This is a genomic window from Streptomyces sp. Q2 (genome assembly GCF_056820935.1).
In genome coordinates, this window is sequence record NZ_JBXEJE010000047.1 from 1 (window position 1) to 16,010 (window position 16,010).

At 67.7% G+C, this 16,010-nt stretch carries 16 protein-coding genes and 1 pseudogene; 9 read left to right on the forward strand and 8 right to left on the reverse strand.

What is annotated here, in order from left to right:
* The first annotated feature begins 88 nt into the window (after nt 1-88).
* On the forward strand, nt 89-1,420 hold the full coding sequence (locus ACWBNA_RS38805) for a hypothetical protein (RefSeq protein WP_482709258.1): 1,332 nt from the start codon (nt 89-91) through the stop codon (nt 1,418-1,420).
* 218 nt (nt 1,421-1,638) lie between these two features.
* Here ACWBNA_RS38805 and ACWBNA_RS38810 read toward each other — a convergent pair whose 3' ends face one another.
* A complete protein-coding gene (locus ACWBNA_RS38810; RefSeq protein WP_482709259.1) occupies nt 1,639-2,367 on the reverse strand; it encodes a hypothetical protein in 729 nt (242 codons plus the stop codon).
* A 184-nt stretch (nt 2,368-2,551) separates the two neighbouring features.
* On the opposite strand from ACWBNA_RS38810, the gene ACWBNA_RS38815 reads away from it, so the two are divergent.
* On the forward strand, nt 2,552-2,914 hold the full coding sequence (locus tag ACWBNA_RS38815) for a CU044_2847 family protein (RefSeq protein ID WP_482709260.1): 363 nt from the start codon (nt 2,552-2,554) through the stop codon (nt 2,912-2,914).
* A gap of 5 nt (nt 2,915-2,919) precedes the next feature.
* Nucleotides 2,920-7,077 (forward strand): nSTAND1 domain-containing NTPase, encoded by a 4,158-nt coding sequence (locus ACWBNA_RS38820; RefSeq protein WP_482709261.1) that lies wholly within the window; start codon nt 2,920-2,922, stop codon nt 7,075-7,077.
* A gap of 141 nt (nt 7,078-7,218) precedes the next feature.
* Here ACWBNA_RS38820 and ACWBNA_RS38825 read toward each other — a convergent pair whose 3' ends face one another.
* From ACWBNA_RS38825 to ACWBNA_RS38835, 3 genes are all read right to left on the reverse strand, one after another.
* Nucleotides 7,219-7,893, reverse strand: coding sequence for a hypothetical protein (locus ACWBNA_RS38825; RefSeq protein ID WP_482709263.1), 675 nt, complete (start codon nt 7,891-7,893; stop codon nt 7,219-7,221).
* 216 nt (nt 7,894-8,109) lie between these two features.
* Nucleotides 8,110-9,069 carry a hypothetical protein gene (locus tag ACWBNA_RS38830; RefSeq protein WP_482709264.1) on the reverse strand — a complete coding sequence of 320 codons (960 nt, stop codon included), beginning with the start codon at nt 9,067-9,069 and terminating at the stop codon, nt 8,110-8,112.
* Between the two features lie 127 nt (nt 9,070-9,196).
* Nucleotides 9,197-9,544 carry a hypothetical protein gene (locus ACWBNA_RS38835; protein ID WP_482709265.1) on the reverse strand — a complete coding sequence of 116 codons (348 nt, stop codon included), beginning with the start codon at nt 9,542-9,544 and terminating at the stop codon, nt 9,197-9,199.
* Between ACWBNA_RS38835 and ACWBNA_RS38840 the strand changes: the two genes are divergently transcribed.
* From ACWBNA_RS38840 to ACWBNA_RS38850, 3 genes and pseudogenes are all read left to right on the forward strand, one after another.
* The gene (locus tag ACWBNA_RS38840) at nt 9,537-9,758 is read left to right on the forward strand and encodes a hypothetical protein (protein WP_482709266.1); all 222 of its coding nucleotides are present in this window, start codon (nt 9,537-9,539) and stop codon (nt 9,756-9,758) included. The two genes, ACWBNA_RS38835 and ACWBNA_RS38840, sit on opposite strands and share 8 nt — an antisense overlap.
* A 330-nt stretch (nt 9,759-10,088) precedes the next feature.
* A pseudogene (locus ACWBNA_RS38845) lies at nt 10,089-10,328 on the forward strand (DEAD/DEAH box helicase family protein); the annotation flags it as partial.
* 25 nt (nt 10,329-10,353) lie between these two features.
* Complete coding sequence (locus tag ACWBNA_RS38850; RefSeq protein WP_482709267.1) at nt 10,354-11,814, forward strand: helicase C-terminal domain-containing protein; 1,461 nt, start codon at nt 10,354-10,356, stop codon at nt 11,812-11,814.
* A 233-nt stretch (nt 11,815-12,047) separates the two neighbouring features.
* Here the strand turns inward: ACWBNA_RS38850 and ACWBNA_RS38855 are convergent, their stop codons facing one another.
* Nucleotides 12,048-12,755, reverse strand: a complete 708-nt coding sequence (locus ACWBNA_RS38855; RefSeq protein WP_482709269.1) for a hypothetical protein — start codon at nt 12,753-12,755, stop codon at nt 12,048-12,050.
* On the opposite strand from ACWBNA_RS38855, the gene ACWBNA_RS38860 reads away from it, so the two are divergent.
* Nucleotides 12,756-12,884 carry a hypothetical protein gene (locus tag ACWBNA_RS38860; protein ID WP_482709271.1) on the forward strand — a complete coding sequence of 43 codons (129 nt, stop codon included), beginning with the start codon at nt 12,756-12,758 and terminating at the stop codon, nt 12,882-12,884.
* Nucleotides 12,885-13,172: 288 nt separating this feature from the next.
* Here the strand turns inward: ACWBNA_RS38860 and ACWBNA_RS38865 are convergent, their stop codons facing one another.
* On the reverse strand, nt 13,173-13,937 hold the full coding sequence (locus ACWBNA_RS38865; protein ID WP_482709326.1) for a MerR family transcriptional regulator: 765 nt from the start codon (nt 13,935-13,937) through the stop codon (nt 13,173-13,175).
* Nucleotides 13,938-14,095: 158 nt separating this feature from the next.
* Nucleotides 14,096-14,275 (reverse strand): hypothetical protein, encoded by a 180-nt coding sequence (locus tag ACWBNA_RS38870; protein WP_482709272.1) that lies wholly within the window; start codon nt 14,273-14,275, stop codon nt 14,096-14,098.
* A 44-nt stretch (nt 14,276-14,319) separates the two neighbouring features.
* Here ACWBNA_RS38870 and ACWBNA_RS38875 point away from each other — a divergent pair, with 44 nt between their 5' ends.
* Together ACWBNA_RS38875 and ACWBNA_RS38880 are read left to right on the forward strand one after the other, a co-directional pair.
* Nucleotides 14,320-14,535: a hypothetical protein gene (locus ACWBNA_RS38875; protein WP_482709273.1), complete on the forward strand. Its 216-nt coding sequence runs from the start codon at nt 14,320-14,322 to the stop codon at nt 14,533-14,535.
* 496 nt (nt 14,536-15,031) lie between these two features.
* The gene (locus tag ACWBNA_RS38880) at nt 15,032-15,334 is read left to right on the forward strand and encodes a transposase family protein (RefSeq protein WP_482709274.1); all 303 of its coding nucleotides are present in this window, start codon (nt 15,032-15,034) and stop codon (nt 15,332-15,334) included.
* Between the two features lie 147 nt (nt 15,335-15,481).
* Here ACWBNA_RS38880 and ACWBNA_RS38885 read toward each other — a convergent pair whose 3' ends face one another.
* On the reverse strand, nt 15,482-15,850 hold the full coding sequence (locus ACWBNA_RS38885; protein WP_482709275.1) for a VOC family protein: 369 nt from the start codon (nt 15,848-15,850) through the stop codon (nt 15,482-15,484).
* Nucleotides 15,851-16,010 lie beyond the last annotated feature (160 nt).

Consider the following 16,010-nt stretch of genomic DNA (forward strand, 5'->3'; position numbering starts at 1 on the left):
GGTTCACTTCATGCGCATCCACACAACCAACATGCTCTTGATCAGCATCAACGAATAGACCTGACGAAGCACTACTAGGAACCAGCTCTTGGAAAGGCTGACTGCCAGAACCGCCGAGCACAAGAACGTCAGTGCCTTCCTGGCGGCCTCCGACCCCCGCAGCGACGACGAACTGCGGGCCGAGCTCACGCAGCTGCGCGACACTCTGGGCCGGGCCGACTCCGCCCTGGCCAGTCTTCGCACCGAACTCGAGGAACAGACCGCCGCCGACACCGCGCTGCGCGACGAACTCCAGAACGCCATCCGCGCCGCGCGGCAGGCCGAGGAAGAAGTATCGGCTGCCGCCGACCTCGTCGACGCGCGGCGGGCCGTCGTCGCCCAGGTAGAACTTGACCTCTCCCGGCTCGCTCGGTCGGCCACGGCCATCGACCAGCTCTCCCCCTTCGAGTTCGTCGTCTGCCCGCGGTGCATGCAGTCCCTGGCCGCCCGTCCCGTCGAGGGCGGCCACTGCCTCGTCTGCCTCCAGCCCGACCCCGTCGACGCCGACATCGACCCGGCTGCCATCGAGGAGACACGCACAGCCCTAGAGCAACAGCTGGAGGACGCACAGCGCATCCAGCAGGCAGACGAGGCGCACCTGCAGACGGCCCAGGATCGGTCGCAGCAGCTCAGCTTCGCCATCAGTAGCCTGCGCCGGGAGCTCGACGCGCAGACCCGCGATGCGGTCGCCCCACGCTTCGACGCCATCGCCGAGGCCAGCTCCCGCGTCGCCGCGCTCAAAGCCAGCATCGATGCCATCACCCAACTGCGGGAATCGTGGGCCCGGGTGCGCGCCATCGACGCGGACATCCGCTCGATCAAGGCCGAGCGCCGGCAGGTCAACAAAGAGATCAAGGAGAAGTCTGAGCAACTCAAGGCCAGCCAGTCACTGCTGGGCGACCTCAGCACCGAGTTCGGCCGGCTGCTCACCGGATGGAACCTGCCCTGGGTCGAGACGGCCGTCATCGACCGCGACAGCTACCTGCCCGTCGTCAACGGACAGCCCTTCGAGAGCCTGCAAGCCTCCGGCGGCGGCCTCGCCACCTCCGTCAACCTCGCCTACAGCCTCACCCTCCTCGCCTCCGGTCTCGACCACGCCGACGTCCTGGTCCCGTCCCTCCTCGTGATCGACTCACCGCGAAAGGCCTTCGGCAACAACACCTCCGACCGCCAACGCGCTGCCGAGATCTACAGCCGGTTCAGGACCCTGGCCGACGCATACGGCGAGCGCCTGCAACTGATCATCGCAGACAACGACCCGCCGCCCATTACCGGGGACTCCTTCGGCAAGGTCGAGTTCGACTACGAGAACCCCATGGTCCCCGGCGTCGACCACCCCGGACCCGATCGCGTCACCCGCATCGGAAACCAGGAGAGTTGACTGGGCACCAGCCGCTGCACTCTAGGATTTCCCAGGAATTCAGCAACGTAGGTGTGATGTGGCGGCGCGCGCCCCATGACCTTCCCGTCGGCACCGAAGCCGAGACAGGGCCCTGTTCACGCGATGCCTGCGGCGCGTCTGGACACTGGTGCCCCGCACTGCCGCAGATATCGGCGCATTACCGGCGGACTCTTCACACGCCTGCGGCCGACGCCCCGCTAGTCTCCGCCAGGCCAAGACCCGCCGTTGATCTCGGCCTCCCACATCTGCACGAGGTCCGACCGCAGCAATCCTCGGTTCGACACCCGCGATTGGCTGCCCTTTGCTAGCCGATCGGCGAGATCGGACAGTTCCCGAGCCGACTTGGGCTGCAAACCGTGAACCAAGGCCCGCGCATACAGAGCCTGCACATCGAAGGTGTGACCCCGCTGACGCAGCTGCTCCAGAACCAGGACAGCCTTGTCGTGATCAGACGGGTGCGAGAACCCGGTCGACTTGTTCACCGTGTCAGCGATCCACCCCACTGCTCGCTCTACCACCGGTGGCAGCATCCATGCCGTGCCCTCGTACGGTGCACCTGTCTCCGCATGCCGGGCTTTGTTCGCCTGCAGCCAGGCGTCCTGATACGCGGCATCGCCGTAGATCAGCACGCACACCGCCGTGGCGCATTTGGAGGACAGCTCGCGGGAGACGCGCTGGAGTAGGTCCTCTGACGGCCACGCGGCGACCACTGAACCTCCCTGCCATTCGGACTGGTTCAGGGTCCGAAGCGACGCCACGGTGATATCGCGCGCCAGTTCCTGCCACTCCCTGTTCTGCTTGTACGCACTCAGTTCGTCCAGAAGGAGCAGCGGACTGCCCTCCTGGTCTCCGAGCCACTGCACGCCAGCTCTGAACGCGCCATCAGGATAAAGATTCTCGAAGGGTACGAAAGCGACGGAAGTCATCACGTCAGCGTATTCCGAGCACCTGGCGGCACCCTCTAGACCCGACGAGATGTGCAGAAGGAAATCACGGAGCGTACAAGCGCACGATTCGGCGCGGATGTTTCTCAACGTTCCTCTGCGTCTGCCACCCTCACGCGAGTACGTTGTCGGCGCGGGCACCGTAGGGCGGTTGGGGGAAGATGCCATGGGACAGCAGTTGGCGCGGGTGCCACTGGAGGGCGGGGGCTCGATCCTGGTCGAGGCTGCTGAGGATGCGGCTGGCCCGGTGAAGGCTGGCCGCGTCGGCGAGGCGATCCGCGGTCTGCCGGTAGGGCTTAGCGACGCACTCGAGCCGGTGACTGAACTGGCCCGTACGGTGCTGAGCCGGTTGCGTGACGCGGGGCCGACAGAGTTGGAGGTCGAGTTCGGAGTCGATCTCGCCACGGAGGCCGGGGTGGTGATCACCAAGACGTCTGCCACCTGCCATCTGACGGTGAAGATGCTGTGGCGCAAGGACGACCCCGATGCTGAACCTGCCCCCTCGAGGGGCCCCGAAGGGCCGGCCTGACCCGTATGCACACCGAGCACACCGATGCTCTGACTGCCGCTGTCGCCCAGGTGCGCGACGAGAACGCGGCGGTGGTGGGTACGGGATTCCTGATCGCCGCAGACCTGCTGATCAGCTGCGCACACGTCCTGCTCGACGGCGGCTACGGACCTGGTGACCTGGTGCCGCTGGCCTTCCCGCGCGTGTTCGGCGCCCCAGCGGTTCAGGGCCGGGTACTCCATGACGGGTGGCGCGACCCGCAGAACCAGGATGTCGCCCTCGTACGGCTGGACCAGGCGCTCGCGGGCGTGGCCCCACTGCCTCTGGGATCGGCGGCAGGCTGCAGCGGTCACCGGGTTCGCTCGCTCGGCTTCCCTCGGCAGGCGCCGCCAGCCGGCCACTTCGGCTCGGCTACGGCGGTCGGGCTACTTCCGGGCACGGATGGCGCTGGCGAGCTGCTACAGCTGACTGGTGCCAACGATCTGACCACCGGGTTCAGCGGCGGGCCTGTCCTGGACGAGACGACTGGTCTGGTGGTCGGCATGATCACTGCGATCACGGCCCCCGACGGTCACGATCGGGGACAGGGCATTGCCTACGCCACGCCCACCGCAGTGTTGCGGGAAGCCTGGCCCGCCCTCGACGTGCTCGATGTGACGCCGTATCGGGGACTGGAGCCGTTCACCACCGAGCATGCACGCTGGTTCCGCGGCCGGGAGGCGGCGGTGGGCCAGGTCGTGGCGGCTCTGGCAGGTCGACAACGAGTGATGCTGCTTCTGGGGCCTTCGGGGGCGGGCAAGTCCTCGCTGGTCCAAGCAGGCGTGCTGCCCGCACTGGCGGCCGGGCGGCTGCCGGGCAGTGACCGCTGGCGCCCCATAGTCGTGCGGCCGGGCACCGACCTGCCGACTTCACTCGAACAGGCTGGCCTGCCTGGAGCCGCCACGGCGGGGATCGGGTCAGCCGTGACCAACCTGCTTGCCGCCGATTCGGCTCATGACCGCGTAGTGCTTGTCGTCGACCAGTTCGAGGAACTCCTCGCACCCACCACCGAACCACAGTCGCGGGACCTGGCGACGCTCACATGGATCACCGAGGCGATCCGGTCCGAGGCAGCGCTCAGCGTGCTCCTCGTCATGCGCGATGACTTCTACCCTCGACTGTCCGCGCTGGCCCCCGGACTGCTGCAGGCCGCGCTGGAGGCACGGGGCGTGCTCAACGTGCCCGCCACACTGACCAGCGAGGACCTGGATGCGATCGTCACCGGGCCCGCCAAAGACCTGCAGGTGGGCTTCGAACCTGGGCTGGCAGAGCGGATCGTCTCCGACGTACTGTCCCTGGGCCCCCGAACAAGTGCGGACATCGAAGCACCAGTTACCGTGCTGCCTCTCCTCGAAGTCGCCCTCAGCCGACTGTGGGAACGCCGCCTGGACCACGACGGTCGCCTCACCCACGATGCCTACCGCCGCATCGGCGCCGTAACCGGAGCCCTGGCTGACTGGTACGGCGCCGCCCTGGACGCCCTCGATGAGCCGCAGCTGCGCATCGCCCAGCGGGCCCTGACAGCGCTGGTTCGCCCCGCCGACCAGGCCCTGAACATCCCGGCAGCACGCCAGCAACTCCCACTGGACGAACTACGCGACCTGGCCGCCGACGACAGCACCCCCGAGGCACTCCATGCCGTCGACGAGGTGCTGACCGTGCTCTTCCAGCATCGCATCATCACGGGCGATCGGGCAGTCGGGCCAGGGTCAGACGACGCCGACGGGACGTCGACGGTTGAGCTGATCCACGACACGCTGATCCGCGACTGGGGCGCCCTGCGCCGCTGGGTCGAGCAGGACACCCTCTTTCTAGGCTGGCTGCAACGCGCCCGCGCTCAGCAAGCCCGCTGGCAGGAACACCGCGAGCCGCGGGACCTGCCTGCCGGTACCCTCCTCGCCGAGGGCATGGACTGGTCGAATCGTCGTCGGCTGCCGGCCGACCTCGTGGCCTTCTTGAATGCAGGCCGCCGACGCCAGCAGGCCGCAGTCCGGCGCAGCAGACTCCTCAACGCCGTCCTCGCGACCTTCCTAGTCCTTTCCCTGGCTGCCTCAGGGACGGCCTGGTGGCAGCGCCAGATAGCGCTGGCGGCCCAGCACGCCGCCCAGTCCCGGCAGCTCGCCACCCAGTCGAGCGCCCTCCTCACCACCGACCCCGACCTGGCCTCCCTCCTCGCGATCGCCGCCTACCGCACCAGCCCAACTCCGGAGGCCGCCAGCGCCTTGAGTACCGCGGCGAGCCTTCCCCTGCGCCGCCGCCTCACTGGACTGACCATGGCTGTGAACTCGATGGCGTTCAGCCCCGACGGGAAAACCCTCGCCACCGCCGCTTACGACGGGAAGGTGCAACTGTGGGACGTACCCACCGGCAAGACCATTGCCAAGCTGAACGGCCACGATCTTTTCTTGGCGTTCAGCCCGGACGGGAAGACCCTGGCCACCGCCGGTGAGGGTGACAATGTGCGCTTGTGGGACGTCGCCAGCCGCAAGACCACCGCCATCCTGGACAGTCACGACACCGCGGTGGGGACCGTGGCGTTCAGCCCGGACGGGAAGACCCTCGCCGCCGCCGCTGGCTCCGCGGTGCGCTTGTGGGACCTCGCCACCCGCAAGACGACCAGTGTCCTGGACACCCACGACGGAGACGTGTTTCCGGTGGCGTTCAGCCCCGACGGGACGACCCTCGCAGCCGCCGGTCAGGGTGGCAATGTGCGCTTGTGGGACGTCGCCACCCGCAAGACCACCGCCGTCCTGACAACCAGTTACAGTGTATTGCCGGACCGCTTGGACTCACTGGCGTTCAGCCACGATGGGAAAACCCTGGCCACCTCCGGCGAGGGCGACAGTGTGCGCTTGTGGGACGTCGCCACCCGCAAGACCACCGCCGTCCTGAAAGGCCACAGTGACGAGGTGTGGTCGGTAGCGTTCAGCCCCGACGGGAAACTCCTCGCCACCGGCAGCTACGACCGAAGCGTGCGCTTGTGGGACTTGGCTACCCGCAAGACCACTGCGGTCCTGACCGGGCTCACCGACGGACTGCGGTCGGTGGCGTTCAGCCCCGACGGAAAGACCCTCGCCACCGCCAGCTTCGACCGCGGCCTGCGCTTGTGGGACGTGACCCGCAGTGAAACCAGGACCGTCCTGACTGGCCACACCGGACCCGTGAACACGGTGGCCTTCAGCCCCGACGGACATACCCTCGCCACCGGCAGTGAGGATCAGGATGCGCGCCTCTGGAACGTAGTCACCGGCCGAACTATTGCCACCATCACCAGCCACACCGGATCCCTGATCACGGTCGCGTTCAGCCCCGACGGGAGGACCCTCGCCACTGGCGGCGACGGCCTGCGCTTGTGGGATGTGACCACCGGCAAGACCACCGCCGTAGTAGTGGACAACGCTTCCGTGTACTCGGTGGCGTTCAGCCCGGACGGAAAGACCCTCGCCGTCACCAGTGGCAACGATGTGGACTTGTGGGACGTCACCAGCCGCAAGTGGACCGCCACCCTGGACAGCCGCAGCGATTACAACGATTACGTGTACTCGGTGGCGTTCAGTCCCGACGGGAAGACCCTCGCCACCGCCGGCGAGGCCGAGGGCGAGAGCGAGGACGCGAATGTGCGCCTGTGGGATGTCACCACCCGCAAGACCACCACGATCCTGAACAGCCACACTCCCGCGGTGGCGTCAGTGGCTTTCAGCCCCGACGGGAAAACCCTCGCCACCGCCGGCGTGGGCGCGAGCGTGCGCCTGTGGGATGTGACCACCGGCCGGACCACCGTCACACTCACCGGCCACACCCAGGCTGTGACCTCGGTGGCGTTCAGTCCCGACGGGAAAACCCTCGCCACTGCCGACCTGAGTGCGAACGCGCAGTTGTGGGACGTGAGCGCCGGCAAAATCACGGCCGTCCTGACCGGGCACACCAAGGGTGTGCGCTCGGTGGCCTTCAGTCCCGACGGAAAGACCCTCGCCACCGGCGGCAGAGACTTTACCGCTCGACTTTGGACCTATACCGCTCCTGATGCCGCGATACGCGCCCTCTGCGAGGCCGTTGCTCGTGACCTCACGCAAGCAGAGAAGGCGGCCTACCTACCGTCCGCATCCACCAGGCTGCGTATCTGCCAACCGAGGACGGGTTACTGACTTTCTCGGGTTGTCTGTCGTGTCGCGTGTGAGGCTGAGTCCGGTGCCGGCAAGACAGCCGTCGATTTACGGAAGGCGCCGCCGAGCTGGCGGAGGCCAGTACATCGATGGCCGGTGAAGCGGTCCAGCGTCAGCTCGGCGTCAAGCTCGTTGTTCCACACCGCTTCGATCCACATAGGGGACGGTGTCCAGGCGCTCGCAGGCCACGACGCTCTCGGGCTGATGGGTGAGATAGCAGCGGCCCTCATCCTCGAACTTCCCGCCCGGCCCGTACTTCCCGTACAGCTGCCCGAGGCGGTCACGGCTGGCCTCGGCGAAGGCCTCCAACTGCCATACGTAGTCCTCCTGCTGCTCGGCGCTGATCGCCTTCAGAACGACCGTGAGGATCTCTTCCGACATGTCGCCGTCGAAGCCGGTGTAACCGGTCAGGGAAACGAAGATCCTCTCCGCCGCCTCCATCACCCGGTGCACCTGCTCCTCCCCCACGCTGTCGACGGGCGTAGGCAAGGGATGCGGCCTCCAACTCGGCTCAGCCGACGGTGTCTCCGGGGCAGCAGCCACCGCTTGGGCCTGGCGGAGGGTGCGGTCGGCGATGTGGGCGAGCCTGCCGGCGATCGCCTCGACCGCGCGAAGCCAGCCCTCGTGGACCTGGTCGCTGCTGGCGGAGGAGGCCTGCGTGTCCAGCTCGATGACTTCGCCATGAGCGCCTTCCACGGCGCCGGCCTGGATGGCCGCTATGAGGGTGTGTACCTCAGCCGGGCTCGCGCCCGCAGCGTCGAGACGCTCAGTCACACACTGCTCGGCGTTCGCGGCCATTAAGCGCCGAACCGCACGGACTCGATCCTGCGAGCGCCAGACGGCTCGAGTATGGCGTACATCCCCTGACAGGCTTTGCTCGTCCATGCGGGTGCCCGCCCGTCCTCCGCGCCGCCGAATTCCGTCTGCGGTACCAGTGTCGGACCTCTGTGTGAGGATGCGAGCTACGAACGGGAGGGGCGTGGAATGGCGATCGACTGGGATCGTATCGGGCAGTCAGCCTTCGACCGGCATGTCGAGGCACTGCTGTTCAAGATGTTCGACGGCCAGGCGATCGCGGTCAACGGGCGCGGGGGCGACGGCGGCATCGACGTGAAAGTCCGTAGGGATGCGGGCCTGCACATCTTTCAGCTCAAGTACCACCCCGACGGCTTCCCCGGCTCTCACCGAGGCCGCCGTCGGGCGATTCAGCAGTCGTTTCGCCGGGCGATGCAGCATGACCCCGTGGAGTGGACGCTCGTGGTCCCCTGCGTGCTCACGGCCTCGGAGCGTTCCTTCGTCGACAAGCTCGCTGAGGGCCGGGTGGTGAAGGTGTCTGTCATGGACCGGGCGGCCCTCGACAACGGCTTCGCCGTTCACGCGGACTTGGAAGCCACGTTCACGCGAGACCAGGCCCGGGAAGCGGCCCGGGACTACGGCCGGGAGAAGGCGCTCCTGGCCGAACGGGGCGATCTGGTCGAACGGGTGCGTGCTCTGGGCAGTCGGGCGGACGGTATCGACCCCCACTGGACATGGGACTTCGCGCGCCAGGGCGACATGGTGATCCAGACCTTGCGCGGCAAGCACGCACTCGCGCAGGAAGTCAGCCCGGTCCGGCTGCTCCTGACGCCCCGCGCGGAGGCAATCAACGCGGACGTGCGTGCGGCTCTGAACCGGGCGCTGGGCTACGGAATCGCTGAGGAGGTGCGCCTCGAACCCGAGGCGGTGGAGAGTGTGACCGTCGAGGGCCCGGAGTGGCTGACGGAGACCGTCACCGACGTCGGCGTGATCTGGAAACCCGTGCCACTCGTCGTCGAGGCCGATGCCGCAGCCGAGATCCAGTTCTTCGACACCGATGGAGGTCGGGCCGGACGGTACGCCGGGTGCCTGATCGCGATGGGATCGGGAGGAGTGGGCCGATCGGTGGACGCCGACGTTCACGGCGCTCGCCTGCAGATGCTCGTCCCCTTCGACCACCAGGCGGCGGGAACCTTGAGGTACTCCTTCGACCTGGAGGGTCGGACGCCCGCCGAGGCCATGAACGTCCTACGCCTGTACCGCCGGGCTCCTGCGCGGCGGCTCGTTCCAGGTCAACATCAACGGCCTAGCCGCCGGCTCCGGAACCATGGCTGGAACCGGCAGCGCCAACGACGTCGCCGAGGTCGACAGCCTCCTTCTCTACCTCTCCGACCTGGACGTCGTGCAGCGCCACTGCGAGACCTTCTTCCCCGCTCCCCTGGACTGCACCGGCCTCGAGCGCATCGACCTGCGGATCGCCCGCCTCCTCATCGAAGGCCGCTGCGTTGCCTATCGCCCCGCCCGTACGATCACCGTCACCCTCAACGGCCAAGACGACCCCGCCCTGCGAGCCGTCTTGGGCCAACAGCCCCAGTGCCTGCGCATCAGTCCCCCGGGATTCGAGATCACCCTCGGCCCGCCACAGCATGGACATCGGCCCCGTCCATCTCTTCCACGCGCGCGTCGTCGCCGACAACAGTCTCCAAGCCATCGAAGCCCTTCGCGCCGGGCAGGCCGCCGGCATGAGAGTCGTCCTGCGCCCCCAAGACGGCGAGCACTACCGCATCTATCTCGCCGACGCCCCCGACGACAACCTCCCCCTCATCCCCAGCCCACTGGGCCTTCCCGGCTACAACGACCCGAGCTGATACGACCGCCGTGTCCCCACCAGCCGATCGGGGCGCTCCGCCGATCTGAAATGAGCACGCCGGACGCGGCAACAGCGCCGTTCTGACCGACCAGCGCATGCCGCGCCACAGTAGCGCTCTCGCCCTTGGGGGCGGCGGTGCGAGCGGCGGGGTCGCTGAGGAGCCAGACGGCCAGCAATCCGCGGCCGAGATGCGAGGCTGCCACGTCATCGGCCTGACATGCTGCAGTACTTGGAGAAGCCGAGGAACAAGGACAAATGCTGAGCTCTAGTCAGCTCAGCGGGGGAACGGAGTGAAGTGGCCTTCAAGCTGAAATCTGCCGATGCGGCCATGCCGGAGGACCCGGTTGACCTGTACCGGATTCTTGCCCTGACGAACCGTGGGCCAGACTTCGTGTGGGGACACCAACAGGATGTCCTTCGAGACTGGCATGTGAAGAAGTCCGACGCATCAGACGTAGCGATTGAGCTGCCGACCGGGGCGGGCAAAACTCTTGTCGGAGGCCTGATCAGCGAGTACCGGCGACGCAAATATGGTGAACGTGTCGCCTATCTCTGTCCGACTCGGCAATTGGCGAGGCAGACGGCGGCAAAGTTTGACGAGTACGGCATTCCCTGTCGAAGACGAACTCGCCACCTTCACCGCGATGGACAACGCGGCCCTGCTGCTCACCAACCGCTACGACGGCATAGACCTCCCCCGCGACGACTGCCGGCTCGTCGTGCTCGCGGGACTGCCCGCCCGGGGAGACCTGCAGGAACGCTTCCTGCACGAATCACTCGGCGCCCTGGGAGTGCTTCAGGAGCGCATCCGCGCGCGCATCGTGCAGGGCTCGGGTCGGGCCACCCGCAGCAACAAGGACTGGGCGGCCGTCATGGTGCTCGGCCGGTCCCTGACGTCGTACCTGTCCGGTCCGGACGTCCAGGCGGCGCTGCATCCGGAGGTCCACGCCGAGGTCGAGTTCGGACGCACGAACAGCTTGGGCACCACCTCCAGCGAGATGCTCGACAACCTCGCCGTCTTTCGCAGGCATGAGCAGGACTGGGCTGCGGTCGACACCCATATCTCCTCCCAGCGTGAGCAGTACACCCGTACCGTCGCGCCCAGCGCCCGTGAGCTGCACAACGCGGCCCGGCACGAGGTCGCGGTCTGGGAAGCGATCTGGAACAACCAATGGAACTGGGCCCTCACCGCCGTACAGCGTGTCCTGGACCAGCTCAAGGGCGAGCGGACACCCCAGCGTTATGCCGCGCTGTGGAACTATCTCGGATACAGCATCGCCGAGCGGCTCGCGCAGCAGAGCGGAGACTCATCTCACCGCGACACTGGGGCGCGCTACTACCGCGAACTCCAGCGGAAGGCGCAGACCAGCAGTTTCCTCGCCCACATCGCTTCGCCGAGCGACCGGGCCCACGCGCCCGTCCTCGGCGACCTCGACCCCCTTAATGAAGCTGCGATGCTCGCTGTCATCGCCCGTACCGAACTGCACGACTCCGAACGCTTCGAGCAGGCCCTCGCCGAGGCACGGGCCGGCCTCGCAGGCACCGAGTACCGCGCCTACGAAGCCGGGCTCGTCCACCTCGGCACCTTCGCCGGCGCCTCGGAAAGCTACGGCAACGACGACGACGCCAACCCTGCGGCCCCTGATGCCGTCTGGATCTTCGATGACGCCCGTTGGATTACGTGGGAGGCGAAGAGCGAAGCCACTGCCACCGGCGAGATCGGCCCCGAGAATGTCCGCCAGGCCCAAGGACACCTCAGGTACACGGAGGCCGAGCGAAAGGCCTCTGCCCCAAGCGGCTCCATCGCGCTCCTCATGTCCCCCAAGCCAAAGATCATGGCCGCCGCGCGCATGCTCGCCAGCGACGAGACCTACCTCGTACGCCCGCCGACGGTCCTGGAAGTCTTCGACCGCCTCATCCGTTCGTGGCGCACCGCCCGAGCACGCACGATCACAGTGCTGAGCACCGCCGAACTCGCCGACATCTTCCGGGCCGAGCAAGCGCTGCCATCCCAGTGGCTGCCCCTCCTGAAATCGACCCCGGTCAAGGAGTAGTGAAACGGGCATGCGGTCCCTCGGGTCGGTGGGCTTGAGGGGCCCCGTCCGCACCGGCTCCCAGCCAACCAGCCAGCGGCTGAGCGGGCAGGACGCGCAGTCCGCCCTGCACCCACGGGCACGAGCCGAGCGTGGCGGCGGTCTCCTTCGTCGGCCTCGCGGACGGTGTGCTGCCCATGTCCAGCGACCAAGCCCCGGAAACGGTCCGATCTTTCTACGCTGCCAGGTGACCACTACCAGCGCTGCAGATCCTTGCGCAGCCGGTCGTACCAGGCCCGTCGGCGCTGAGCGGTGTCTGGCGGCTTCTCGCCAAGCGCGACCACCTGGTCGGTGACGCTGTAAGTGAGGCGATACAGCAATACTTCAGTGGCGGTCTCCAGCCACTTTTGGGTGGACCTGGCTGGCGGCGCTGAACCGAAAACGGTGACGAACCAGGTGGGCAGGAGTGCCCGTTCGTGGACCGCATCGGCAAGACGGCTGCGCAGTGCCGGGGTGAGGCGCTTCTCGGCTCTGGCCCCCGCGGCCATCACCGACTGCTTCTCGGCGCGGGCTTTGGCGTCGGTGGCCAGGGCGTCTTCGGCTTCCGCAGCGAGGGCTGCCTGCCGGTCGAGATCCTGGCGCAGGCGCCGCTCCACTATGACGGCTTCACGGAGCTTGTCGGCGGCCTCGAGGCGGGCGCGGGAGCCGAACCTGGTCGAGAGCAGTGCGCCAACCGCATCGGTGACCGTTACTCGGTGTGCACGGAGTTTTTCGGCGCTCTCGCGATGATACCGCAACCGGTGCTGGAAAGTGGAGCGCTCGTGGTCGCTGAGCAGCTGGCCGCGGGCCTGCCGGCCGCGTTCCATGGTGCGAGCAAGGTCGTGCTGGTCCTTGGGGAAGGTGTCCAGATCCGCTTGCTGTGCACCGCCGGATGCCAGGAGCTGGCCTTCCAGGAGCCGCACATGCTGCACCAGGCGGTTGACGGCCTGCTCGGTGTCGGCGACGCGGTCACGCGGAGGCCCTTCTACGCGTCACAAAGCTTCCTCACCACCATCTCGGACCGGCGGCGCGAGTTCGGCCTGGAGATCTGACCCCCGCCCCGAAGACGGCGCCGGGTACACGGGAACGCCCCACGGACCCGGCGACAGCCACCACTGTCGCACCGTAAGCGATCCGGGAGTGGCCCTGGCAGTTCCTCGCACGTGCGGTGAGGATGACAGAGCCCTCGGTGCGCTCGGCGACAGCGACGCCACGGCGTCAGCCGAGAAACCTGCCGAGTGCACAACAGGCCATAGGCCGTGTGGCGTCGGCGTCGCTCGAATCCACCATTCGCCTCCGGCCGCCCTCACGACCGCCGAACAGCCCTCAGGCGCGTGCGGTCAGCTCAGCCGGGCATCGGCGTACACGGTCATCGCATCGCGCTGGTAGACGGCGAGACCGTCGGCGATCATGTCGAAGTTGGCCCGCATCTGCGGGTCGTCGACATAGGTCTGGCCCACTCCCTTGTACGCGGCCGCGGTCGGGGTCCAGAACCGGCAGATGTTCTGGTAGTTGGCGTCCACCTCGGCCTGTACCGCAGGGTCGGACACCGGCGTGCCGGCCACCATGAACTCCGCCATTCGGATCATCTGCACCGTCACTTCCCGCTGCCAGCGCTCCGTGTCCTCGGAGGTCATCGCCTCGACGGCCTGCCGGGACTGCTCCCACGCCTGTGGCCACCGCTCCCGTACCTCGGCCTCAGCGGCGGAGGGGGCCTGGAACCCCTCGAACAGGTTCTCCGGCTTGTTGATCTTCGTCATATGGCCCTTGCCCTCACCTTCCTCCAGTTCGGCGATGGTGCGGCCGACCGTACGGGCCAGCGTCTCCAGCCGGTCCCGTTCCGCGAGCAGCCGTTGGTGGTGCTCACGGAGCACGGCCACCTGGTCGAGCCGGCTGTCCAGGACCGCCTGGATCTCGCGCAGCCCCAGGCCCAGCTCCCGCATCAGCAGGATCTGCTGCAACCGCAGCAGATCGGCCTCCTCGTAGTAGCGGTGCCCGTTGCTCCCGATCCATGCGGGCGGCAGCAGGCCGATTTCGTCGTAGTGCCGCAGCGTCCGCGATGTCACCTTGGACATCCGCGCTACCTCCGCGATCGACCAGGCCATTGCCGGTGCCTTCCTCGCCGGGCCGGTCTCTCCGGCCACACGCATGACCGTAGAAGTTGCCGCAACGGAAAGCGCAAGCCCGAAGGCACCAGGGCCTGACCCCACCGACGTCGCGTAACCGACCGCGCCGACCAGGAACTCAGGCCACTGCCCACGGCTCAGTGCGCCAGCCCGGCAGCCGCAGTGCGGAGCTGGACGGGCTCGAAGAACAGCTGACCAAGCAGTTGGCGGAGGTGCGAGCCGAGCGGGACGAGCCCGCCGTGGCCGAGCGGGTACTGCAGCGGATGAGCGAGCAGATCGCCGATGAGCGGGCGGAGGCAGGGTCGCCGGTCGTTCAAGTGGCGGGTCGGGCGGTGCGGCTGGTCCCGGACCGCGCGCCGGGGTGGCCGAGTCCGCGTTACCGGCGGAGTACCAGCGCATCCTGACCGCGGTGCGGCAGGCGGCCGGTCCGGTCGCAACCCGGCAGATCGGCGAGGTGCTGGGCTTGGACGCCGGGGTGCGGGGCAAGCTGGAACCGCTGCGCGGGAAGCTGACGAAGCTGGCCGAGCGCGGCTGGCTGCACAAACGGCCCGACGGGAAGTTCACCGCCCGCCCGTGACCGGGACCGCACAGCGGCTGGGAGCGTAACTGCGGTGCCGGCGGCTGTTGGGTTTGTGTGACGAAGACCAACGACCATGCCGGAGGCACGGTATCCCTGGTCTACCAGTGCCGACTGCCGCTGTCCACGCACACCGTCAACCACCTCGCCGACCTGCTGCGACGGCATCTGAAGGCGATACGGTCCCGGTGGCGGGTGCTGCCACTGGGGAAGATCGCGGTGATCGTCCTGGCCGTGCTGCGGCACGACCAGCGCTTGGCCGACATGGCCGGCGGCAACGACGTCTCCGCCACTACCGTGCGCCGCTGGCGGGACGAGCTGATCCACCTGCTGGCCGCCAAGGCCCCGCGTCTGGACCGCGCCTTGAAGAAGATCGCCAAGCGGGGCGGGGAGGTCGTCCTGATCGACGGCACTCTCATCTCCACCCAGCGCCGCACCGGCAAGGCGAACCGCCCGAACTACTCCGGCAAGTATCGCCGCCACGGCCTGCACGTGCTTGCCCCTGACCGACGAGCAGGGCTGTCTGGTGTGGATATCGGCCGCCCGGCCCGGCCGCACTCACGACATCACCGCCGCCCGCCGCGACCACATCCTGGCCCACCTGCGCGCTGCTGGTCTCGGCGGCTTGGCCGACCTGGGCTTCCTCGGCCTGGACGACGACGGGGACGATCCCGTGGTCGTCACCGGCTTCAAGGCCACCCGCGCCCGCAAGCTCACACCCGCCGAAAGGGAGGCCAACCGGGTCCTGGCCGCCGGACGCGCCCCCGTCGAACGCGGCTTCGCCCACCTGAAGAACTGACGGATCCTCACCAGACTCCCTACTGACCCCACTCGCGCCACCCACCTGCTTCGCGCGCTGCTCGTGCTGACGAACATCGAGGCCACCACCGACAATTGATCTCTACCGCAGGTAGCCCGCTATCAGCACAAGCACCGCGGAACAGCGTCACTGGGCCGGGATCGGCTGAGTGAGGTTCACCGCGTTGCCGTCGGGGTCCTGGATGTGGGCGACGCGCTGTCCCCACGGCATGTCGTTGGGGCCGCTGCGGACCGAGCCGCCCAGCGCCTCCACCCGGCCGAGCGTCTCGTCGACGTCGTCGACACCGATGCTGAGCAGGATCCGCGGCGCTGCCCCGTTCCCCGGGTTCGCGTTGGCCACCAGCCTGAGGTCGGTGTCGCCGAGGCGTAAGCCGAGGTAGAAGGCAGGGCCTTCCGCCGGCACCCGGAAGATCTCCTCAGCGCCGAACAATTTCGTATAGAAGCCGAGCAAAATGTCCTGGTCGGCAGTCAGGATCACTGGCTGGATGGTGGACATGGCACTCCTGTCGAGAACGGTCGTGTCGCTGGATAGACCGTTCGAGGACGGTGGACTCATCGGCAAAACCGCCCCGCCAGACGATCTACAACGCAGACTGTCGCCCACGACCAGCACGAGCACCCCGAAACGAAGACGCGCCACCTCCCTTACCAGCTAC